Source organism: Clostridium sp. 19966 (assembly GCF_032335695.1).
Taxonomy (GTDB): Bacteria; Bacillota; Clostridia; order Clostridiales; family Clostridiaceae; genus JACTOJ01.
Genome location: NZ_JACTOJ010000004.1, coordinates 30,904 through 49,966 on the forward strand (window position 1 = coordinate 30,904; position 19,063 = coordinate 49,966).

Below are 19,063 nucleotides of genomic sequence, written 5' to 3' on the forward strand. Positions count from 1 at the left end.
ATAACATATATCATCATGTATTTTCCCAATTACCTTCCCCCAGCCTTCCCCATATACTCAAATTTATATTCAGGTATCTCAAACACCACATGAAGTCTCTTAGAACCTATCATTAATAATGCATTTCCTCTTTTCTTGCTAGCAAGCAGTTCTTCCTCAGCGTCTGTTAAATTGTAAAGTTCCTTTGTTTCTTGTAGATTTCTGCCATCTGTACCCATTATGATTTTAAAGCAAGGTATATCAAGAAGTGCCTGTCCATACATTTTTATTTGTGGATCAAGAAAATCTACAACTGAATGGCTTATTATAGCAACTCCTGCTTCATATTTTCTTGCTCTCTTTTCAACATTTCTTAAAAATACTAGACTTTGAGGTACATTGGTATCAATCATAAGATAAGCTTCATCACAAATTAACAATACTCTTTCATTTCTGTCTTTGCTCATTTCCTGCCAACACCAGGTAAGAATATTAAAATATTGAGTTCTTTTAATATTGTCATTAGTATTTTGTAAATCATGGGTATCAAGACAAATGCATCTTGTATTGGTCTTAATAGAGCTATATCCATTCCAAAGAAAAGAGTCACTTCCCATTGCTATATCTTTTAAAAGCAGAGCAAGGTCATCATAAATATTAGCTTCACTTTCTTTTCTTTTTTTTTCTTTTTCCTTCGCTTTTTTATCTATCAAATTGTAAAGATCTAAAAATATAGGAAAATCATCATTACTTAATTGGTTTATATCTGTATCCCAAGTTATGCCAAAGTTATTATATAGCTCAATTATGCAATCTTTAAGAATAGCTCTTTCCCTATCTGTTAAGGATGGAATGTACAAGCTGAAGAATATTTCTAAATTCTTAATGTAAAGAGCCATATCTCCCATTCCCTGACCTTCATCTTTGTAAATTTCATCATTATCATCTACTGGTGTTGGTCTTATTTGAAGTGGATTTATTCTTCCATTGCTGCCTCCACCTGCGTTAATCCAATCTCCATTTAAAGCTTCGCATAGCTCTTTGTATTCTCTTTCTGGATCTACAAATATAATTTTAGTACCTTTCATATATTCAGATAAGGCTATATGTTTAACTGCTGTAGACTTTCCAACACCAGCTACTCCCATTATAACCATATTAGTGTTGGTTCTATCATTTCCTCTTTTCCATGTATCCAGTATAATTAATCCACCACTAGAATCTCTTGCAAAATAATATCCAGTTCCATCATTGTAACCACTTGATGAAAAAGGAAATCCACCTACAAAGGTGGATAAAGGAACTATTCTACTTACTATCTGCTCTATATTTTCATCTGAAGTATAAAAGGGTGAACAGTTTTTAAATGCCTGTTCCTGCAAGTTTGAGAGGTTTCTTGGTTTACATTTACTCATGGCACAGGTACTTTCAGTTTTTCTACAAACCTTATTAAAACTTTCATCTTCTCTTGATATTGGCATAATAGTAATTCCCATAAGTCCAACTGTTTCACCATTTTGGTCTATTTGCACCATTATCTTTTCTCCATCTAAAGCTGACCTTTCTGCCCTTTTCTGAGCTAGTGGATCTTTAGCACTTTCAGCTGCTCCACGACTTTGTATTACATTTCTTGAAAGACTTTCGATAAAAGAACTGTTATCAATAGGCTTAAAGGTTATACTGACAATAGTACTTGGTATATTGGTAATTTTAGAAAGCCATCCATAATCAACTTTTTGAGAATATTTAACTATTCCATACACCTTTCCCGTATTTTCACCTATAACTAAGCTATTTCTTTTTATTTCAAGTCCCATTGGAGTTATTATATTTAGCAAGGATTTATTTAACAAAATTTCTTGGTTTAAGTTATTTTTATTTTTTCTCATTTTCACATCTCCATTTCATCTTCAAATTCATCCTCTATAAACTGATTTTCAGGTAATCTCTGAGGATTAATAGGTCTTCCTATTTCATAGCTATCCATTATTTCTTTTCTATAAGCTTCTTCTGCTTCATAATAAATTGTCTCCATAACCTTACCTGTCATGGAGTAAAATTCAATCTTCCCATAATACTGTTTCTTTGCCATTTATAACTCACCCTTTTCCCTTAAAAAATAGGGATAGTGGCTTCAAACTCACTATCCTCAATATTTGTGTAAGCTGGATTATTAATAAGATTACATAACCTTACTATGTCCTGTTGCTTTAATATTTCACATTGTATATTTCCACTTTCAAGCTTTGACTTAAATTCATAGCATCTTTTAGATATTTCTCTTTCAATATCTTCTTCATACTTTTCCCAAAGCATTATATAAAACTGCCTTTCAACAACTTCTCCAGATAGAGCATAATTACTCATTACAAGCATTTCATTTCTTAGCAAATCCTTTTGCTTTTGATCTGAACTATTTGAAATAATGCCAGTATACTCGTTTATAAGTGGGGAAATATCTACTGGTCTTGATACAGCTAAAAACTTGTAAGACTTTTGTTCACTTGAAAGTTCTGCTGTAAGAGTTTTGCATAAAAGCTTTTTTTCTCTTTCTGATAACAAATCAATACTTATAGGATTAATTTTTATATACATGATAATGTACCCATCTCTTGTATATAAATAACGATCTTTAATATCTTTTACATTTACAAACTCATTAGCAGTTTTTTGTTCCTCACCTTCTATATTTTTAACTTTCTTACTGCTTTTCTTTAAGAAAAATAATATTATCCCACCGACTAATGAGCAAAATAATATTATTAGAATAGGTATAATACGCTGCATTTTAAAGCCCTCCTATAATTCCATTTCATCTTCATAGTCTGGTATATAGACATCCATAAAAGCTGAATCCTCTACTTCTTCCTGCGAATAATGCTCTGGCTCCCTAAACCTTTCATAGTACTTTGAAATCTGTTCATCACTTAATGACACTGATTCCCCTTCCTCATTAAATCCGCAAAGAAAAAACGTACCAGCAATTATATCTCTGCCGATACGCCTATTTCCTTCAAGCCCTTGTATTTTACCTTCTTCATTACAAACAAGACTTGTCTTATCATCTAAATCTACCATTTCTATTGAACCGCCAACTAATTCCTGCATGGGCTCCAACCCACTTTCTATTTCAGCCGCATAAGGTCTTGCTTTAGGTGGTACTATTAATACTCTCATATTTTTCCAACTCCGTTTCTTTAAAATTGTGGGCCTATATGCCAATCATCATATAAGCTTCCCTTTATATTTACATAATCATTTACATCTGTTGAAAGCATTCCATCTGGTGTCCATACATCTATAACTTCTGCATATACAGAATATGTTCCATCTGGATACCATACTGGCGTAAAATGTGTTCTATTGTTGTAAGTAGAGTACTTATTTTTTCTAAGCTGAAAACTTGAATAATAGCTGCTATTTATCATATCAAGCACTCTATCATAAGTTTGATAATTAAACTCTGGATAATAAGATATTACATTTTGAGCTCCAGTTATTGCTGAAGCTGGTGCATTTGAATTTAAACTAGTAGCTACATTCAAATTTATCCCATATCCTGACTTCATAGTTTTTGAATAAGCTGTAGGAGCTTTACTATCTGGCTTAACATTCATAGTAGCTGAAAAATTAGCATAGTATGCTATCCACCTGTATTTCCAATCTCCCCTGTCAACCCACTCTCCATTATCTTCCCAATGCCCTGAATCATCATCGCTGACCCAATCCCAATCAGATTCCCACACCCATTTTGGCTCCCAATAGCAATCCCATTCTCCCCAAGTTGCAGATGTTTTTTCTACTTTACTCGGAATATTTGATTGAGTAAAATTATTATTTTTATCGTTTGCTGTTGGATTTGGTGGCGTTTTTTCTTTTAATTCCACAATATTAGCAGTAATAGAAGAACTTTTTGCAGCTGCTCCGCTTACACTTACTGCAATACTTAATGTTTGTGGTGTTTTAGGAGTATGCCATTTAAACCAAACTTTTTGTGATTCTCCTTCAGGAATATAAATATTATTTACTGTATAGTTTTGTCCGCTTACTCTAAAGGTTACTGAAATAGGATTATCAGGTGTTCTTCTCTTATCCGTTTTTACAGTTATTGAACTGATAACATCTGTATCGCATCTATATTCATAGGTATTACTATCAATATCTACACCTTTATCAGCATCAGAAAATCTTACAATTCCAATTCCTAGATAACTTTTTATTTCTTCATCAGATACCTTTTGATCACTTCCTCCTGACCATGCTGGAAATCCCATATCAGAAGTTTGTAAATATAAAGCTAAAGGTAAATTTTTATGAGTTAAACTTACCATATAAGCTCTAAGCTGTCCTCCTAGAGTTTCATCGTATAAAGCTGCTTCATGTGCAGTCATTGCCATATATGCACCTTGAAAAGTGAAATAAGCTATAGGTTCAAGTAAAACTTTATAATCTCCATTTATAAGATTTTCATAGCTCATTCCTGTTATATCAGAAATCAATTTTAATGCATATTCTGAACAGAAATATTTTTTAGTTGCTTCTATATTTATTGAATAACTGCTTGAAGCAATTATTCTAGGCAAAGGTTCTGAAGGTTGATATGAAACGTAACCATTTACTTGTGGACTTAGACTATCTCCATTTCTATATTGAACTTTAGATACCTTTCCAAAATGCACAATAGACGATGGCTGATTCTGATTAGAAAAATCAATTGGTTCTGTAACTGGCATTTGATCACTTGTTCTTATTATAGTTACTCTAACTCCATCATTACCTGGATTCCAGAAATTTTGAGAAGATCCATTTCCCATTCCGCCTCCTCCACTATCAAAATTTCCATCTCCTACTGCATAAGCATTGCTAGGAATTGAAAACAACACCATAAGCAAACAAATTAGAAATGCTGTTATTTTCTTCATTTAGTTTCACCTCCAAAAAATTAGAGAGTACAGTTTTATCTATACTCTCTTCACAAATTAAAATATTCAGTTTTATTTAATCCATTTTTCCTACTTGTTTATTTATATCTCCTGATGAGTTTACTTTAACACTACTATTAGAACCACTATCCTTTACCCATCCAAAACCCGGGACATATACCTGACCACTGCTATTTTTCTCCCCACCCTTTGGTGTTGTATCAGCATTGGGTTTTACTTCCTTTTCTGTGTAAGTTGGTACTTTATTTTTATCTGTAATATTATCTTGCGTTTTAGGTTTTTCTTTTGGGGGATCTGGCTTTTTAGGTGTTTCTTCTTTTTTTGCTGATTCATTGCTTACAACCTGTGGACTTATAGCATCCGAATTATTTTGAGTTTTCTTTTCTGCACTATCATCAATAGCAGGAGTTACTTCTTTTTTATCATCAGCATTTGTAACCTCATTAACATTAACTTTTTTATTTTCCTCTGTTAAAACTTTATTATCTTTCGCTGCACTGCCTTTATTAGTATAAGCTATTAATCCTATTCCAAGTCCTAAGGCAATAATAAGCAATACTGATACTGTCATATTCTTCTTTAAATTAAAATTAAGTTTTCTCATTCTCATTTCCTCCCTTAATTTTTTTACATAAGCAGTTTTTTTACGCTTGTTAAAAAATAAACATATTTTTTGTAATTTGTCCAGATATTTTTTATAAAATTTTATCCACATTTTATCCACATACTCTTTTGTGGATATGTTTATAACTTAGAATTTTTCCGTATAACCTGCATCAACTTTTAATGTGATTTGCAACGGAGGCAGTTTATCCCATCCAAAAGATAAAGGTACCTCTAAATCTATTATAGCCTGAGCTTTAAACTTTTTAGAATTCTCTGGATCTGATGGTGCTAATGGAGCATTTACAAAACTTATCTTTAAATTCGAAAGCTTGTACTCCTCTTCCTTTGAAGTATATTTTATATGGTAATCTCCTTGCTTTTCTAATCCTAAAAGCTTATCAAGATATCCATAAACATCTCCTGTATCGATCTTACTTTCCCATAAATCCGAAGAAGATAAAGTATAATCTCCGCTATATCCTTCACGTAGTCCATTGTAAATTTCATCATAGTTTTGAGAGGCTACAGATATTATAGAAGTTTGAAGTGCATCACGAACTCCCTTAGCTATAAGCTGTAGCCTCATATATTCTGATGCTGCACTAAAGATTATCATAAGAGCTAAAACCAATGCACAAGCAAGTGGTAGTGCATTTCCTCTTTTTTCTTTCAATATCCTTTTTACTTCCAATACACTTCACTCCTTCCTGTAGCCTTTGAATTGAGCTCTATAGGAAAAGATCCAAAACTAAAAAATCCTATATCAACTGTCCTTGATACATTGACAGTCATTTCATCATTTAACTGCACTTTATTTGTTCCACTAATGTAATCTGCTTGCCATGTTATTTTAGGGTTTATACCTGTTTGTTCATTTAAACTTTCTGCCTTTACACTAACTTCTGTTCCAACTCTTCCTGTTATTTCTGCTGTTCTCATAATTTCCGTGGCATAAGTATTTAATTGATTTTTAGCTACAAATATAGGAAATAATTTAACTGCAAATGCAATTACAAGCATAGCAGCTAAAACAATTACCACCGTATCCACATAACCTTCGCCTTTCTTCTCTTTTAATAATCTCACTGCTACCACCCCCTAGAACAATTTCCCCATTGTATTCATTATCTGAATTCCCATTACTGCTAAATACATAAAAACAAAACACATAAGCATTGCAAAGGAATATTTTCTTATTTTAGCTGGCTGTTTTGCTGCTATGGTTTTAAGTCTTTGAAGTTCTAATTGCTTTAAATCATGAGCTAGCATTTGAAAATATACAACCCCATCGTCACCACGAAGCACACTTATAAGCCCCCTTACAACCTCAGACAATGCTGAACTTCCTAGTCTTGTTTCAAATCTTGTCAAAGCTCCCTCAAAACTTCCTGATTTCATATCTGCTACAGTTATTTCAAGTTCTCTTTTCATTGAAGCTCCAGCATTTTGTTTGTAGGATTCAAGAATCGATAGTATATCTCTACTTGCCTTTAATTCTTGAGTAAGAGTAGCTGCAAACCTTGGGAGTTCGTATTCTATTTCTTCTCTTTTATTTTTAACCTTATCCTCAGCAGTTTTTATTTCTTTAAAATATACTGCTACTGATAAGAAAACTGTTACTGGCACTATTAGTGGAAAAATAAATAAAGCAGGAATAATACTGAAAAGTACTAAACCTGCTTTAACATAAGCTTTTGCTATATATGTTTCTGGTGTAAGATTTATTTCTGCTGACTTTAGTGTTGCTATAAGCTTTCTTCTTTTGTAATCATTAAGCTTTATCATTTTTGAAAGCTTTACAGACATCCTGAGAATGTATACTTCAAAATTATGAGTTTGTTTCTTTTCTCTCCTGCTAACACTTAATATTGCCTTTGAAGCTTTAATCTCTGGAAACTTTAATAAATCTGCAATTATCATGTAAATTCCAAAAGAAAATAGACAGGAGAATATAAAAAATATAGTTAACATTTTTTCACCTCGCAAAAAACACGCAGTGCTTTTGCTCTGCGTGTAAAATTATTAAATATTATCTTAGTTCTATATGAATTTCTTTTCCTAGCCCTTTTGCAAGCTTACTTAAAAAATCTAAAGAAGGATTGTAATTTCCACTTTCAAGCCTGCTAATATTTGATTTTTGAGTTCCCATTCTGGAAGCTAATTCTTCTTGTGTTAAATTTAATTCTCTTCTTGCTCTTATTACTTCAGAAATCAGCTCATATCGTGGCTTTAGCTTATTATATTCTTCTTTGAATTCGCTATCCTCCATAAGCTCTTCTTTAATAATAGAGAAATCAACACTTGCTTTACTCATCTTCACACCTCTTTTCAAAATCTTCTTTATATCTTTTTGCTTTTTCAAGTTCTAGCTTTGGCGTTTTATCTGTCTTTTTAAGAAATCCATTCAGCAATACAAAAGTATCTCTATGATAAGTGAAGTAAAATATTCTTGATGCATCTGATCCTAATTTTATTCTTAATTCATATATTCCCTTGTATTGTTCCCCTTTAATCGATTTTACATAAGGTTCTTTTAAATAAATGCCATGCTCTTGTAAAAGTTCTATTTCACTATATGCTTTTGCTCTCATTTTAGGTGAGAGTGACGATAAAAATTCCATTACAGGGATGTTACCATTTTCTCTTTGGTAGAATTCAACCTTCCAATCCACGTTTATATCTCCCTCTTATTTAATATATGCATTTATTAATTATATGTTATCATATACGATAACTTTAGTCAATGTTTTATCTCCTGTACTCTACAGGCTTGGTCAACTTTATTACAGCTGCTAATGATACAAATATGACAATAGTACAAATAGCAAGTATTGCTTTACCAAAGCTTGTGAACATCAAAGTTCCATACCAATCTTTATTTAAAAAATACATTAATGGTATATTTCCTATCAAAAGAATAGTCATAGTTATAAATTCTTTCATTGGCTCATAAAGAAGATAATCTAGCTCTGCTCCTACTATTCTCATATCTGAAAGCTTAGATACAATAGGTGTTAAAGTATTTTTCAAATTTTTATCTTCCTGGCAGGCAATTACTGCATCTATCCATTCTCTAAATACATCATTATCTATTTTTACTTTCAAACTTTCCAGTGCCAATTTAATGTTTGAGTTTAAAAGCTTTGTTTGCGTCAAAAAGCTTTTAAAAACATCTGAAACTGGTGGATTTATATAAGTTATATTTTCATCTACTGCGGTTAATATACTTTCACTTCGCATATAGGATGTAGTTATTACTGAGAGAGCTGTTTCAAGTTCTGCATTAAGCTGCTTTTTAAAAAAGTTTGCTGTGAACTTTATATACCAAAAAGGTATTAATGCGAATCCTATACCAAGTACTGGAACTAAGAAAAAGTTATTCATAGAAACTGCTATAATTATTCCCATTACAAATAAGAAAAAAGAAATAACACAAAGACTTGAAAACTTTTCTGTTTTTCCTGTAATCTTTAGTATTTCTTTTGTTTCCATTATGAGAAGTTTTATTCCCTTAGGCTTTTTCTTATTATTTGCTTCCGAAATCATTGCCTTCATTGATTTTTTCTTTCCCTTAAACTTACCTGCAATTGTTTCTAGAAATTCAAATGGCGATAGTTCTAATAATACAAAACTTCCTGCAATAATTCCTAAAAAAGCTATAATCTTTAGCAATGTCATTTTGATTCACCTTCTTCTACTTTTGTTTTAGTAATAATACTTTCAAGCACATTTAATGGCATACCATTTTCAAGAAGTCTTTTTTGTAAACTGCTTGATATGTTACCTACTTTTTCGTAATCTCCTATTATTTTTAGCTTTCCACTTACCACTTTATTTTCTTTAATGTTATAACGAAAAAGAGTATGAATTTGTCTTTTACCATTAGGCATTATTTCACACTCTGTTATTTCCATTATTTTTCTTGAATTATCTTCGAGCTTTTTTGTAAATAGAACAATTGGAAAAGCTTCTGTAACCAAAGAATATAATGTATCGTCATTTATATCATATTTCATTTTACATAAGGTCATCATACGAAAATAAGTAGCTTCACAGGAATTTGCATGAGTAGTAGTTATTACAGCATGTCCAGTTCTTGCTGCTTCCTGAGCTGAAAAAGATTCTTCACCCTTCATTTCCGCTACACATATATAGTCAGGGTTAAAGGTCAAAGCACTTTCTAAAAGTTTTTCCTGATCTATATTTTGACTTTTATCTTCACTATATCTTGTTACTGTATGAACAACATTATTTATAACGTTTCCACTTTCATCAGTCTTTACAAGATCAAATTCTCTTGTGCCATTTTCTATAGTAAATATTCTCTTATCATCTGGTATAGTTGATAATAACCAGCTCATTAAAGTTGTTTTTCCTGAAGATGTAGCACCTGTAGCACACATACTTATGCCATATCTTAAACATATGCTTAAAAAATCAAGCATTTCTCCTGTGGCTGTGCCATTATTAACAAAATCCTCTTTTGATAATTTCTGTGGATTTACTATACGAATAGATGCAGAAACTCCTTTATCATCATCTATTACTCCAGTTCCAAATACAGTTATTCTTATTTTATTTGATAAATGACCTCTTACTATTGGTTGTGAATTATCTAAAATCATTCCTGACTTATGAAGCAATCTCCTTAATACGTCTATAGCATGTTCAGGAGAATTAAATTTATCTTCTGTGGGAAGTATATCTCCGTTAGTATAGGTTATTTTAATGTCCTGCCATTGGTTTATATTTATTTCTTCCACATCTTTTCTAAATAAGTATTTTGTAAGAAATGAGAACTCAGCCATTTCAGAATATAGCTTTTCTATCAATTCATCAAAGGATAAACCTTCTACCCCTAAAGAATTATCCAAAATATACTTTGAAATATAAGACTTTATCTGTTCTTTTTGCTCTTCTGGATTATCTGAGATAAGCATAGAATATTTGCTAGAAATATATTCTTGAGCTTCTTGTAATATTGTTTGAAACTCTTTTTTATTTTTTCCTGTATTAAAAAATAATGCTGCATTGTTCACTACTTAGCTCCTCCTTTCCCATACGCAATTACTTTTTTAAATAATGAGCTTTTCTCTTCATTCATTTTTGCTTTTCTAACTATTGGTGCTTTTTCTCTACTGATTTTTTCAGACGTTTCTCCCATAAGAAATGAAGCTAACCTTCTTATAGCCTCTTTATATTCTTGGCTATCCTTAGAATTCAAATCATTAAATAGTTCTCTGCTTAAAAATTTATTTTCTAGTTCTTCTACAAAAGGAAATTCGTAGCTTATACCTTTATATAACTCTTTTATCTGCTCTACAGGCTCATTTACTTTCATATTTGATAAAACCTTTATATGCTTATCTAAGTTAAATTTTCTGTCTGCAAGAAGTGGCAAATAGGAATTGAAATAAGAAACTGCTTTTAAATTACTGCTACAAAATCTTACTACACTATCTGCCATTTCAAGAGATACTGCCGATAATATGTCGTAAGCAAAAACACTTGAACAATCTATAACAACATAATCTGCTAAATGCCTTAAAAGTATTAAAAAATCTACTGCTCTTTCCTTTGAATATTCAGCATAAGTAAATATGTTTTCTCCTTGTGTATATCCTAATAAGCTTATATACTTGTTTTTATCTAAGGTAATGCATTTTGAAAGTATGGTTTCTTGGTTAATCTCTGGTGCTGAAAGAATACTTCCAAGGGATTTTTCTTCACCTTTTACACTTGGCAGCAATGTCATAATCATAGGAGAAAATATATCGCAAAATACCACTATTACATTTTTCTTCTTTAAAGATATTTCTTTCGCTATTCTTATAGCTCCAGTGGTTTTACCACTGGATGGATTCCCCCATACTGCAATAATTTGATTATTTTTCATTCACATTTGCCCCCTGACCTAAGGATTTATCTAGAGTATTACCACTTGTCTTATTGTCTGTTTTTTCATTAAAAATATTATTCTGTGCATCTAAAAACTTTTGGGCATTTTCTTCTGTTCCTCTATAGACTAAGGATACATGAATTTTACTTTGATTTTCTAATTTAGCAAGGAGTTTAGCTTGAACTTTATTTACTAAAAGTGTAACTGTTGATGGCAGTTGATTTTCTGTATCATTACTGTTATCCTTGTTATTCTTGTTATTTTGTGAGTAAACATTATCTGAACCTTTGCTTGTAGTTACTGCCAATACCTTAACATATTGAAGCTCATTTGGTACTATAGTTTCTCTTAAATCACCATAATCAGAAGCAATTATAGAAATAATATCTCCTGCCTGAAGCTTACCAGAAAGTCCAGCTGCAAAACTCTTTATTGTTATAGAAATAGCTTCACTATTACCATCAAGACTATAAAGATATTTATTTTCTGCTAATGGACTACTGGAAACTTTACTGTTTAAAATATAGTCACCTTTACTTAAATCTGCTGTAGCATATTTTCCTACAACACTTTCTTTATCTCTTAATACATCATTTGGCAGATTATATCCACCTATTTCAACAGTTTCAAGCTTATCTGAAGTTATGATATCTCCCTTTAAAATATCTTTTGCTATTCTTATAATCTTAACCTTTGATTGTAACGCATTATTATATAATGGAGTAACAGCAAAGCATATGATAAGTGATAGTATAATTGATGAAAGTCCTACAATAGTTCTATTTTTTAATAAATTTTTCATTTTGAAATGCCTCCTTAAAATAATAAATAAGTTAAAAAGCACCCTATTGATAGATACGGTGCAAGTGGGAAGGATATTTCTTTATCCTTATTTTTAATTTTGTAATAAGCTATATTGATTAATACAGCAATTGTAAGTCCAATAAAACATCCTATAAAACCTCCTTTCAGTCCCAGAAAAAGTCCATTAGCAGCCATAAATTTAATATCACCGCCTCCTATTCCATCACCTTTTATAAATGCAGTTATTAAAAATGGTAGTGGAACAATTAAAAATCCTAAAATAGAGTTGAAAAAATTTATACTGCATAAACTTAGAAGTATTATAAGTACATGAACCTTATCTGGAATTATCTTATTTCTAATATCTACAATACTTGCATAAGTTAAAATTAAGGCATAAAAAAAGCCTCTCAGAACAATCAAATTCCAAAAGGCTATTTTAAATGCGTCCTTCATCTTTTATCTATCCCCCATTCATCTAAATATTTGTACCTATAAATCTTCTGAGAATTATAGAACTTAACCATAAATTTCATCTGATCTACAACCGAAATATTTGTTTGATCTTTTGTTAGCATCATCACTGAACCTGCTATTGAAGATAAAATAAATACTACACAAAATGCTGTACTCTTTGAAATAAAATATATTACTGCATCTATAATTGCTGAAACTAAAGATGCAATTATAGATTTTAAAAGTTCCTCCTTCCCAAAGCCATCAAAAATCTCTGTTCTAGTTTTTAATCCAAGTGGGATATATAAAGTTTCTTTTTCTTCTAGTTCCATTAAACTCACTTCTTTCTATTCAAGAATAATATCCTAATATTAATTCTTTAATTTGCCATATGCTTTCAGCTAGAATGTAGAAAAGAACTGTATTCTTAGCTCTTCTCTTATACATAGAAAACTCTTCCTCAGAAGTTCCCATTTTTATAAAGCAATAAATAATTCTTAGTACCGCACCAGCTCTTATTAGCATAATGAAAGCATCTGCCATTTCTTTAATTAAATCCACTATTTAAAAGCTCCTTTCGCTATCTGTACCAATCTTACGGATTGATATATAGTTCCCATAACTCCTGAACCTTGACCACCAGATATGATAATAAATTCTTGAAGGAACCTCGGTGTTTTAATTGCAAGTATCAAAGCTGCTATTCCCCAAAACACATGTGTATTTAGCATTAATGCTACTCCTGCTTTTGCTAGTACTATCTGAACCATAACAGCAATGGTTGATTGAAAAAATTTCTGTATATAAGTTCTAAAAACACCTCTATCTGCATCTAACATTCCAACACAAGCTAATGGAAGTCCTATACGTAATATTAATATTTCCATACCTATCATTAAAAATTGGAGATATAGTAAGAAAAAGCATATGAAAAATATCAAAGATATGATAGCAGTAAATAGACCAGCACTTGATATACCTGTAATTACTGCTGAAAAATCTGTTTGCATTCCTTTGCTTATTAAATTAATAACCTTATTGGTTAAATCCTCAACTACTGTAGTTAACCACAGATATAATGTTGGGAAACTTACTGCTATTGCAAGAGCTTTAAAAAATCCTGTAAGAAAAACTAAAGGGTCAGCATCTGCATCCCCTTCTGTCCATAATATATACTGTTCAAAGCCTTTCTTTAAGAACTTTAGAACTATAAGCGAGATTCCAAATCCTAAGAAAATGTTAAATACCTCTGTAAATCCATTAGTTCCTATTAAAGTATCCATATATCTTTCTGCATGAAGAGCTATTGGTACAAGATCATTTAAAAGTGAGTTTACATATACCAAACAACCACTAAGAATAGCTGCTATAAGCATTACAAACAAGGCTTCCAAAAATACTCACCTCCATTTTTTAAGGCTTGCGGTTAAAATATCGCAAGCCTTAATAGAAATTTATTTTTCTGTAGATTCATGAACTATTAACCTTTAAAATTAAACATTTCAGTTATTCTTTGTACTAAAGTTGGTAATACAGTATCTTTAAATAAAAGGTATAACCCTGAAAGTACTAATGCTCCTATTACTACTGACATAAGTATTTTTACTGCTGTGTCAACAAAACCTTCTCCACTTTTACTTTTTAAAGCTCCCTTTACTGAATTCATCTTATTTACCATATTCCTTTGTGTGCTTAATACTAATTTTCTCATTACTGATACCTCCGTTAATTTATTTATAATATCCAATTATCAAATTTAAAGTAGCTGAAGCTATAACCGCTCCAATACATGAAACTATAGCAACAACAATTCTGTTGTTCCATTTCTTTTGATCCATTTCATCAGCAGCACTTCTTCTTATAAAAAAATATATAATTAGAACTCCTGCCGCAACTGGTGAAAGAATCATCAGCCAAGTAGTTGCATCATTAATAAGTTTTTCTGTCCCTTTTGCTAAATTACTATCTCCTATACCTTCTGCATAAGCTGTTGTACTATTCATAAGCAGAAAATACATAGATGTAGCAATTAAGCAAATCTTTTCTTTAAGATTTTTGATCTTACTTTTAATTTTCCTCATTATAAAGTCCTCCTGAATTCTTACTTTCCTCATAGAAATATCCTGATTGAACCTTTGAAAATTGTGATTTCATTTCTCTTTGGGTATTCTTTATTAAATTCAGTTCTTCATTTGCTGCATAATAAAGCCATATACCCCATAAGTCCATATCAAGCATAGTGATGTTTCTCGCTATTCTTCTATCCTGTCTTAATTCTCTAACCTTTCTGTTATGTTCCTTATCTCCAAGTCCAAACATTTTATTGAAATTCCAAGCTGCTAAATCTGGTGAATACATAATTGCAGGATTATTTCTTGAAGTAATTAAACTGTAAGGTCTTGAAATTTTTCTTATTTCATCTGCTGCAAGTAAGGCCCTATGAGTTAAATTGATACTTTGTGAACTAGATGGAGTAGAAAATTTTGCATGAGATGAACTTAAAGAATAAGTAGACACTGTATAATTCCCAAGTTTTTTTGATATTTCCTCAAGAGTTTCAATATCATCTGCCTGTAGGTAAATCCAATTTTCACAGTTTCCTTTAATGGTTTTAGCCACCTCCTTTCCATACTTTTCATCAAGCTGAGCAAAACTCTGTAGAAATAAATTAAACCTGATCCCTCTTCCACCACCAACGGTAAGCTTATTAGAGAAATCAGGTATTTTAGCAAAGTTTCCAAATTCATCAAGTAAGAAGTTAACTCTATTTTTTAATCTACCACCTCTTTCATCTGCGCTTTTAACTAGCTCTGCATAGTGTTGTGAAACAAAAAGGCTTGCTAAAGAGTAATAAGTAGTTTTCTCATCTGGAAGTATTATGAATATAGCTCTTTTTTTACTTCCAGTTTCTTTTGGATTATATTCACTTAGATTTGTCATTGAATTAATTAATGGATTTGTAAAAAGTCTTAGAGTTGTAAGCGCTGCTGTGTAAAAGCTTCCTCTTGTTTTACTTGGAGCTACCTCAGATATGGCAAGGAGTGCTTTTGCAGGATGAGATGCATTTAGCTTTTTAACATATTCTATAATTGGCATAGTTGTCCCAACCATTTTACACATCTCACTTATAAAATAATAAACATTAGTCATATTTTGATATTTTCTATTGTTGCCTTCCTTGTTGTCATAAACTACGCTCATTATGCTGCTTGCAATGATTGAAGCTTCTCCATCAGTCCATATTCTCTCGCCTTTAGCCTCACCTACAAGCTGCGATGTTAAGTCCCAGGTTGCATCAATAGCTCTTGCAATATCATTATTATCTACTGCATCAATTACAGGCTGTAGAAAATTATATCTACTACTTTTCTGTGGATTTTTAAAATCAATAGCTATAATCTCATAGCCTAATCTTTCTAAATACGGATAAGTGTATTCGTAAAGTTCGCCCTTAGGATCACTTAAAACCATGCTTTCCCCTGATAGTGCAAGAATACCTATACTTTGTAGTACAATAGTTCTTGTTTTTCCTGAACGTGTAGCTCCAATGCATAATGTATGAACATCATCTCCTATATAATATATTTTTTCACTTCCTTTCTGCTTTTTATAGCCTAAGACTACCCCACCCTGCGGTAAAAGAATTTTGTCTGATTGTACTGAACCTGCTGCGGTTTTATCTTTACTTTTAATATCTCCTTTCTGTTCTTCCACTGCAAGTTCTTCTTGTGCTTCTTTACCTTTTTCTTGTTCTTTTTGATTTCCATTGTTTACTTCACACCTTTCATTAATTTCTTTTAAATCATCATATCCTTGTTCTATTAATGCCTTTACCCTGCTGTCATTTGTATTTAGAATAAAGCTATCAAAAGCTGAATCCTTCTCATTTTCTGTAAGCCACTCAGCAGAACCAAATTGCTTTTGACCTGCTGGCACTGGTGTTGAAATTCTAGGAGTTATTTCCCTTAACTCACTTTGATATGGCTTATCATTGGCAAAATAATAAAATATTGAAAATAGAACATTGAATCCATTAATGCATAAAAATAGCATCAAGTGCTGTTTACTTGACGCTATACTATGGATACAAGTTATTAAGTTTGGGATTTTTAGTGTTGTCATTTGCTTTGAAAATATCTGATGAACTATTGTTGAAAAATAAATGTTGAGAAAAAGCCCACTCATTAGTATGAGCAGGCTTATACTAATCTTTTTTGTTTTAGATTTCATGAAGCAATTCTCCTTTCTTAATTGAATTTTGGGGATAAAAATAAGACCTACCAAACCTCAGTAAGTCTATTTCTAATTATATTTCGAAAATATTTGATTCTAATCTACTATTACATCTAATTTTGTTCTTAAAATTATAACTATCAAAACCATTTTACTGATGGGTTGAAAATTTTCTCAATCTCAGTAATTGAATGGTTACTTTTGATATATTGCTTTACTTTAACCTCATATTCATTCCAATCATTTTTAATTTTGTCATTACCATACATATATACTAATCTATTTAGCAAAGGTGCCATAACTGTAAGTACAGAATTTAAAAGCAATACATGATTTTCAAACATTCTAAGAGGTTTAAAATTAAATTTTCCACCACCAAATGCAATATTGGTTTCCATATGGTTAATTTCATGTGTCTCTATGCATAATGGCCTATAAATATCTGAATATATTTTCTCCCAACCTATCAAATTAAATAAATTTTCTAAAGTAGTTCTCTTATCTTCACAATAACTATACCAATTAGGATAGGGTTTATCTCTCTTAATTACTTCAACATACGATTTATAGCATTCAATTTGATCCATCCTTTTATAAAAATCATCTTCATCTACGGCTGTTCTTTTAATATCAAGCATTTGTAAGATAGTTGCTCTTTTTTCAATTTTGGCATCATCCAAAAGAATATAACACAATTGAACTGCAGACTCAATTAAAGAACGTAAAATAATAAACCCAGAATTAATTAAACTATTTTCAGTCATAACCTTCAACGTATCTAATAATTCAACTATCCTATATATATTCGAATATATTGTCAATTCAAAATCCTTTATAGTTTCATCAAAACCATTATCTAAAACAGCATTCAAATACTTAAATAAGTCATCATAAAACAATTTATGCTCAGTAATTAATTCTTTTTCTTCTCCAGTTAGTTCATATACACAATTCCCATAATTATCTCGTATCATAGAACTCCCTCCAATATAAATAATTTAGATAAAACTTTCTTTGTAAATATGATAATAGCTAATCAATCCTTTTTCAGATCATTAGTCAATCATACCTAATATCAATACTTATCACTTACATATATCATATTTTTAATCGATCTACCTAAAAATATTTTATCATAAAAAACTTATAAATACATATTTTTTTTACATATCTTTTCCACTTTCCCACTCAAGCCCTCTTCCTTTACTTTCTTCAATAGCTCTTTCCTTCTTTGCCTGTCCTTCAAGAGCAGTAAGTGGCAACTTAGAATTATAATTATTGCTTTTATCCTTAGCAATCATTTCAATTGCTGTAAATAATAATTCCATCTTTGCTTCAAGTTGCTTTTTATCTGCCTTCTGTTTATTTAATTCAAAAGCCTTAAAAAGTGCTTCTTTTGTAAATTGCTCTAGAGGATATAGTTTTCTATTCCTGCACTTCTTACCTTCAGGAGTTGTAAAAGTTATATATTTTCTTTCATCTGCCCAATCAACTTTATATCCAAGCTTAGTCATATTTTTTATAAACTCATCCTTACTTCTGCTACACCATTTACAATGCTTGACGGCAAGATACAGCTCATATTTCCAACTTTGCTTTTTATCCGTTGCTCTATATTCTCCCCTGTTTTTGTGCTTTCCTTTTTCTCCATCAACAACAATAAGACCATATTCTTTGCATAACTCATCTGAATGTTCCTTAAGACTTTCTAATTGTTCCTTAGATAGCTGCCACTTACATCCTTTTGAAAAACCAACTGAATTTACAATAAAATGAGTATGAAGATGTTCTTTATCTGTATGAGTTGCATATATTACCTGAAAATCATTAAATACTTCATGTTCCAAAAGCTTTTTCCCAATTTCATTTATTATTTCCGGTGTAACTTTATCATTAGGCGAAAAGGATTGAATAAAATGTATAAACTGTCTCCCATTTTCTTTATTAAAATTCTGCTTAATCATAACAAACTCTTCATAAGCAATATCTGGTGAGCAATTTTTTCCTCCAGTTAAATATTCTGCTGTTTTTAGAGGATTCTTTATATAATTTATAGCTCTTTTCATACCTTTATAAGTATTATTTGAACCATTAATAAATTCAATTACAGCCATATCTTCACCTTACTTTTTCACTTAATTAT

General features: G+C 31.1%; 24 protein-coding genes. All 24 read right to left on the reverse strand.

Going from position 1 to position 19,063, the window contains the following annotated elements:
• Positions 1-29: 29 nt before the first annotated feature.
• Positions 30-1,868 (reverse strand): helicase HerA domain-containing protein, encoded by a 1,839-nt coding sequence (locus IAI10_RS05215; RefSeq protein ID WP_315672232.1) that lies wholly within the window; start codon positions 1,866-1,868, stop codon positions 30-32.
• Positions 1,869-1,870: 2 nt separating this feature from the next.
• Positions 1,871-2,071, reverse strand: a complete 201-nt coding sequence (locus IAI10_RS05220; protein WP_315672233.1) for a hypothetical protein — start codon at positions 2,069-2,071, stop codon at positions 1,871-1,873.
• A 20-nt stretch (positions 2,072-2,091) separates the two neighbouring features.
• On the reverse strand, positions 2,092-2,766 hold the full coding sequence (locus IAI10_RS05225; RefSeq protein ID WP_315672234.1) for a hypothetical protein: 675 nt from the start codon (positions 2,764-2,766) through the stop codon (positions 2,092-2,094).
• A gap of 12 nt (positions 2,767-2,778) precedes the next feature.
• Entirely contained in the window at positions 2,779-3,156 is a 378-nt protein-coding gene (locus IAI10_RS05230; RefSeq protein WP_315672235.1) for a DUF3846 domain-containing protein, read from the reverse strand.
• A gap of 20 nt (positions 3,157-3,176) precedes the next feature.
• A complete protein-coding gene (locus tag IAI10_RS05235; RefSeq protein WP_315672236.1) occupies positions 3,177-4,901 on the reverse strand; it encodes a hypothetical protein in 1,725 nt (574 codons plus the stop codon).
• Positions 4,902-4,977: 76 nt separating this feature from the next.
• Positions 4,978-5,526, reverse strand: a complete 549-nt coding sequence (locus IAI10_RS05240) for a DUF6550 family protein (RefSeq protein ID WP_315672237.1) — start codon at positions 5,524-5,526, stop codon at positions 4,978-4,980.
• A gap of 147 nt (positions 5,527-5,673) precedes the next feature.
• Entirely contained in the window at positions 5,674-6,219 is a 546-nt protein-coding gene (locus tag IAI10_RS05245) for a hypothetical protein (protein WP_315672238.1), read from the reverse strand.
• On the reverse strand, positions 6,210-6,614 hold the full coding sequence (locus tag IAI10_RS05250; protein ID WP_315672239.1) for a DUF4320 family protein: 405 nt from the start codon (positions 6,612-6,614) through the stop codon (positions 6,210-6,212). Before IAI10_RS05250 ends, IAI10_RS05245 begins: the two co-directional genes overlap by 10 nt.
• A gap of 12 nt (positions 6,615-6,626) precedes the next feature.
• Positions 6,627-7,499, reverse strand: coding sequence for a secretion protein F (locus tag IAI10_RS05255; RefSeq protein WP_315672240.1), 873 nt, complete (start codon positions 7,497-7,499; stop codon positions 6,627-6,629).
• Between the two features lie 58 nt (positions 7,500-7,557).
• Positions 7,558-7,842 (reverse strand): helix-turn-helix domain-containing protein, encoded by a 285-nt coding sequence (locus IAI10_RS05260; protein ID WP_016207420.1) that lies wholly within the window; start codon positions 7,840-7,842, stop codon positions 7,558-7,560.
• On the reverse strand, positions 7,835-8,200 hold the full coding sequence (locus tag IAI10_RS05265) for a type II toxin-antitoxin system RelE/ParE family toxin (RefSeq protein ID WP_078115918.1): 366 nt from the start codon (positions 8,198-8,200) through the stop codon (positions 7,835-7,837). The genes IAI10_RS05260 and IAI10_RS05265 overlap by 8 nt, the downstream gene beginning before the upstream one ends.
• Before the next feature lie 76 nt (positions 8,201-8,276).
• Positions 8,277-9,206, reverse strand: a complete 930-nt coding sequence (locus tag IAI10_RS05270; protein WP_315672241.1) for a hypothetical protein — start codon at positions 9,204-9,206, stop codon at positions 8,277-8,279.
• Entirely contained in the window at positions 9,203-10,567 is a 1,365-nt protein-coding gene (locus IAI10_RS05275) for a CpaF/VirB11 family protein (RefSeq protein WP_315672242.1), read from the reverse strand. The genes IAI10_RS05270 and IAI10_RS05275 overlap by 4 nt, the downstream gene beginning before the upstream one ends.
• The gene (locus IAI10_RS05280) at positions 10,567-11,424 is read right to left on the reverse strand and encodes a ParA family protein (RefSeq protein WP_315672243.1); all 858 of its coding nucleotides are present in this window, start codon (positions 11,422-11,424) and stop codon (positions 10,567-10,569) included. Before IAI10_RS05280 ends, IAI10_RS05275 begins: the two co-directional genes overlap by 1 nt.
• Positions 11,414-12,229 carry an RcpC/CpaB family pilus assembly protein gene (locus IAI10_RS05285; RefSeq protein ID WP_315672244.1) on the reverse strand — a complete coding sequence of 272 codons (816 nt, stop codon included), beginning with the start codon at positions 12,227-12,229 and terminating at the stop codon, positions 11,414-11,416. Before IAI10_RS05285 ends, IAI10_RS05280 begins: the two co-directional genes overlap by 11 nt.
• 14 nt (positions 12,230-12,243) lie before the next feature.
• The gene (locus IAI10_RS05290) at positions 12,244-12,687 is read right to left on the reverse strand and encodes a prepilin peptidase (protein WP_315672245.1); all 444 of its coding nucleotides are present in this window, start codon (positions 12,685-12,687) and stop codon (positions 12,244-12,246) included.
• Positions 12,684-13,019 (reverse strand): hypothetical protein, encoded by a 336-nt coding sequence (locus IAI10_RS05295; RefSeq protein WP_078115912.1) that lies wholly within the window; start codon positions 13,017-13,019, stop codon positions 12,684-12,686. The genes IAI10_RS05290 and IAI10_RS05295 overlap by 4 nt, the downstream gene beginning before the upstream one ends.
• Before the next feature lie 19 nt (positions 13,020-13,038).
• Complete coding sequence (locus IAI10_RS05300; RefSeq protein ID WP_016207428.1) at positions 13,039-13,248, reverse strand: hypothetical protein; 210 nt, start codon at positions 13,246-13,248, stop codon at positions 13,039-13,041.
• Positions 13,248-14,081, reverse strand: a complete 834-nt coding sequence (locus IAI10_RS05305) for a conjugal transfer protein TrbL family protein (protein WP_315672246.1) — start codon at positions 14,079-14,081, stop codon at positions 13,248-13,250. Before IAI10_RS05305 ends, IAI10_RS05300 begins: the two co-directional genes overlap by 1 nt.
• An 86-nt stretch (positions 14,082-14,167) precedes the next feature.
• Positions 14,168-14,398: a DUF6133 family protein gene (locus IAI10_RS05310; RefSeq protein ID WP_016207431.1), complete on the reverse strand. Its 231-nt coding sequence runs from the start codon at positions 14,396-14,398 to the stop codon at positions 14,168-14,170.
• Between the two features lie 19 nt (positions 14,399-14,417).
• Positions 14,418-14,768 carry an Mbov_0395 family pilin-like conjugal transfer protein gene (locus IAI10_RS05315; protein ID WP_016207432.1) on the reverse strand — a complete coding sequence of 117 codons (351 nt, stop codon included), beginning with the start codon at positions 14,766-14,768 and terminating at the stop codon, positions 14,418-14,420.
• Positions 14,755-16,917 carry a VirD4-like conjugal transfer protein, CD1115 family gene (locus tag IAI10_RS05320; protein WP_315672247.1) on the reverse strand — a complete coding sequence of 721 codons (2,163 nt, stop codon included), beginning with the start codon at positions 16,915-16,917 and terminating at the stop codon, positions 14,755-14,757. The genes IAI10_RS05315 and IAI10_RS05320 overlap by 14 nt, the downstream gene beginning before the upstream one ends.
• Positions 16,918-17,060: 143 nt before the next feature.
• Positions 17,061-17,894: a DUF5677 domain-containing protein gene (locus IAI10_RS05325; protein ID WP_315672248.1), complete on the reverse strand. Its 834-nt coding sequence runs from the start codon at positions 17,892-17,894 to the stop codon at positions 17,061-17,063.
• Between the two features lie 189 nt (positions 17,895-18,083).
• Entirely contained in the window at positions 18,084-19,034 is a 951-nt protein-coding gene (locus IAI10_RS05330; protein ID WP_315672249.1) for a relaxase/mobilization nuclease domain-containing protein, read from the reverse strand.
• Positions 19,035-19,063 lie beyond the last annotated feature (29 nt).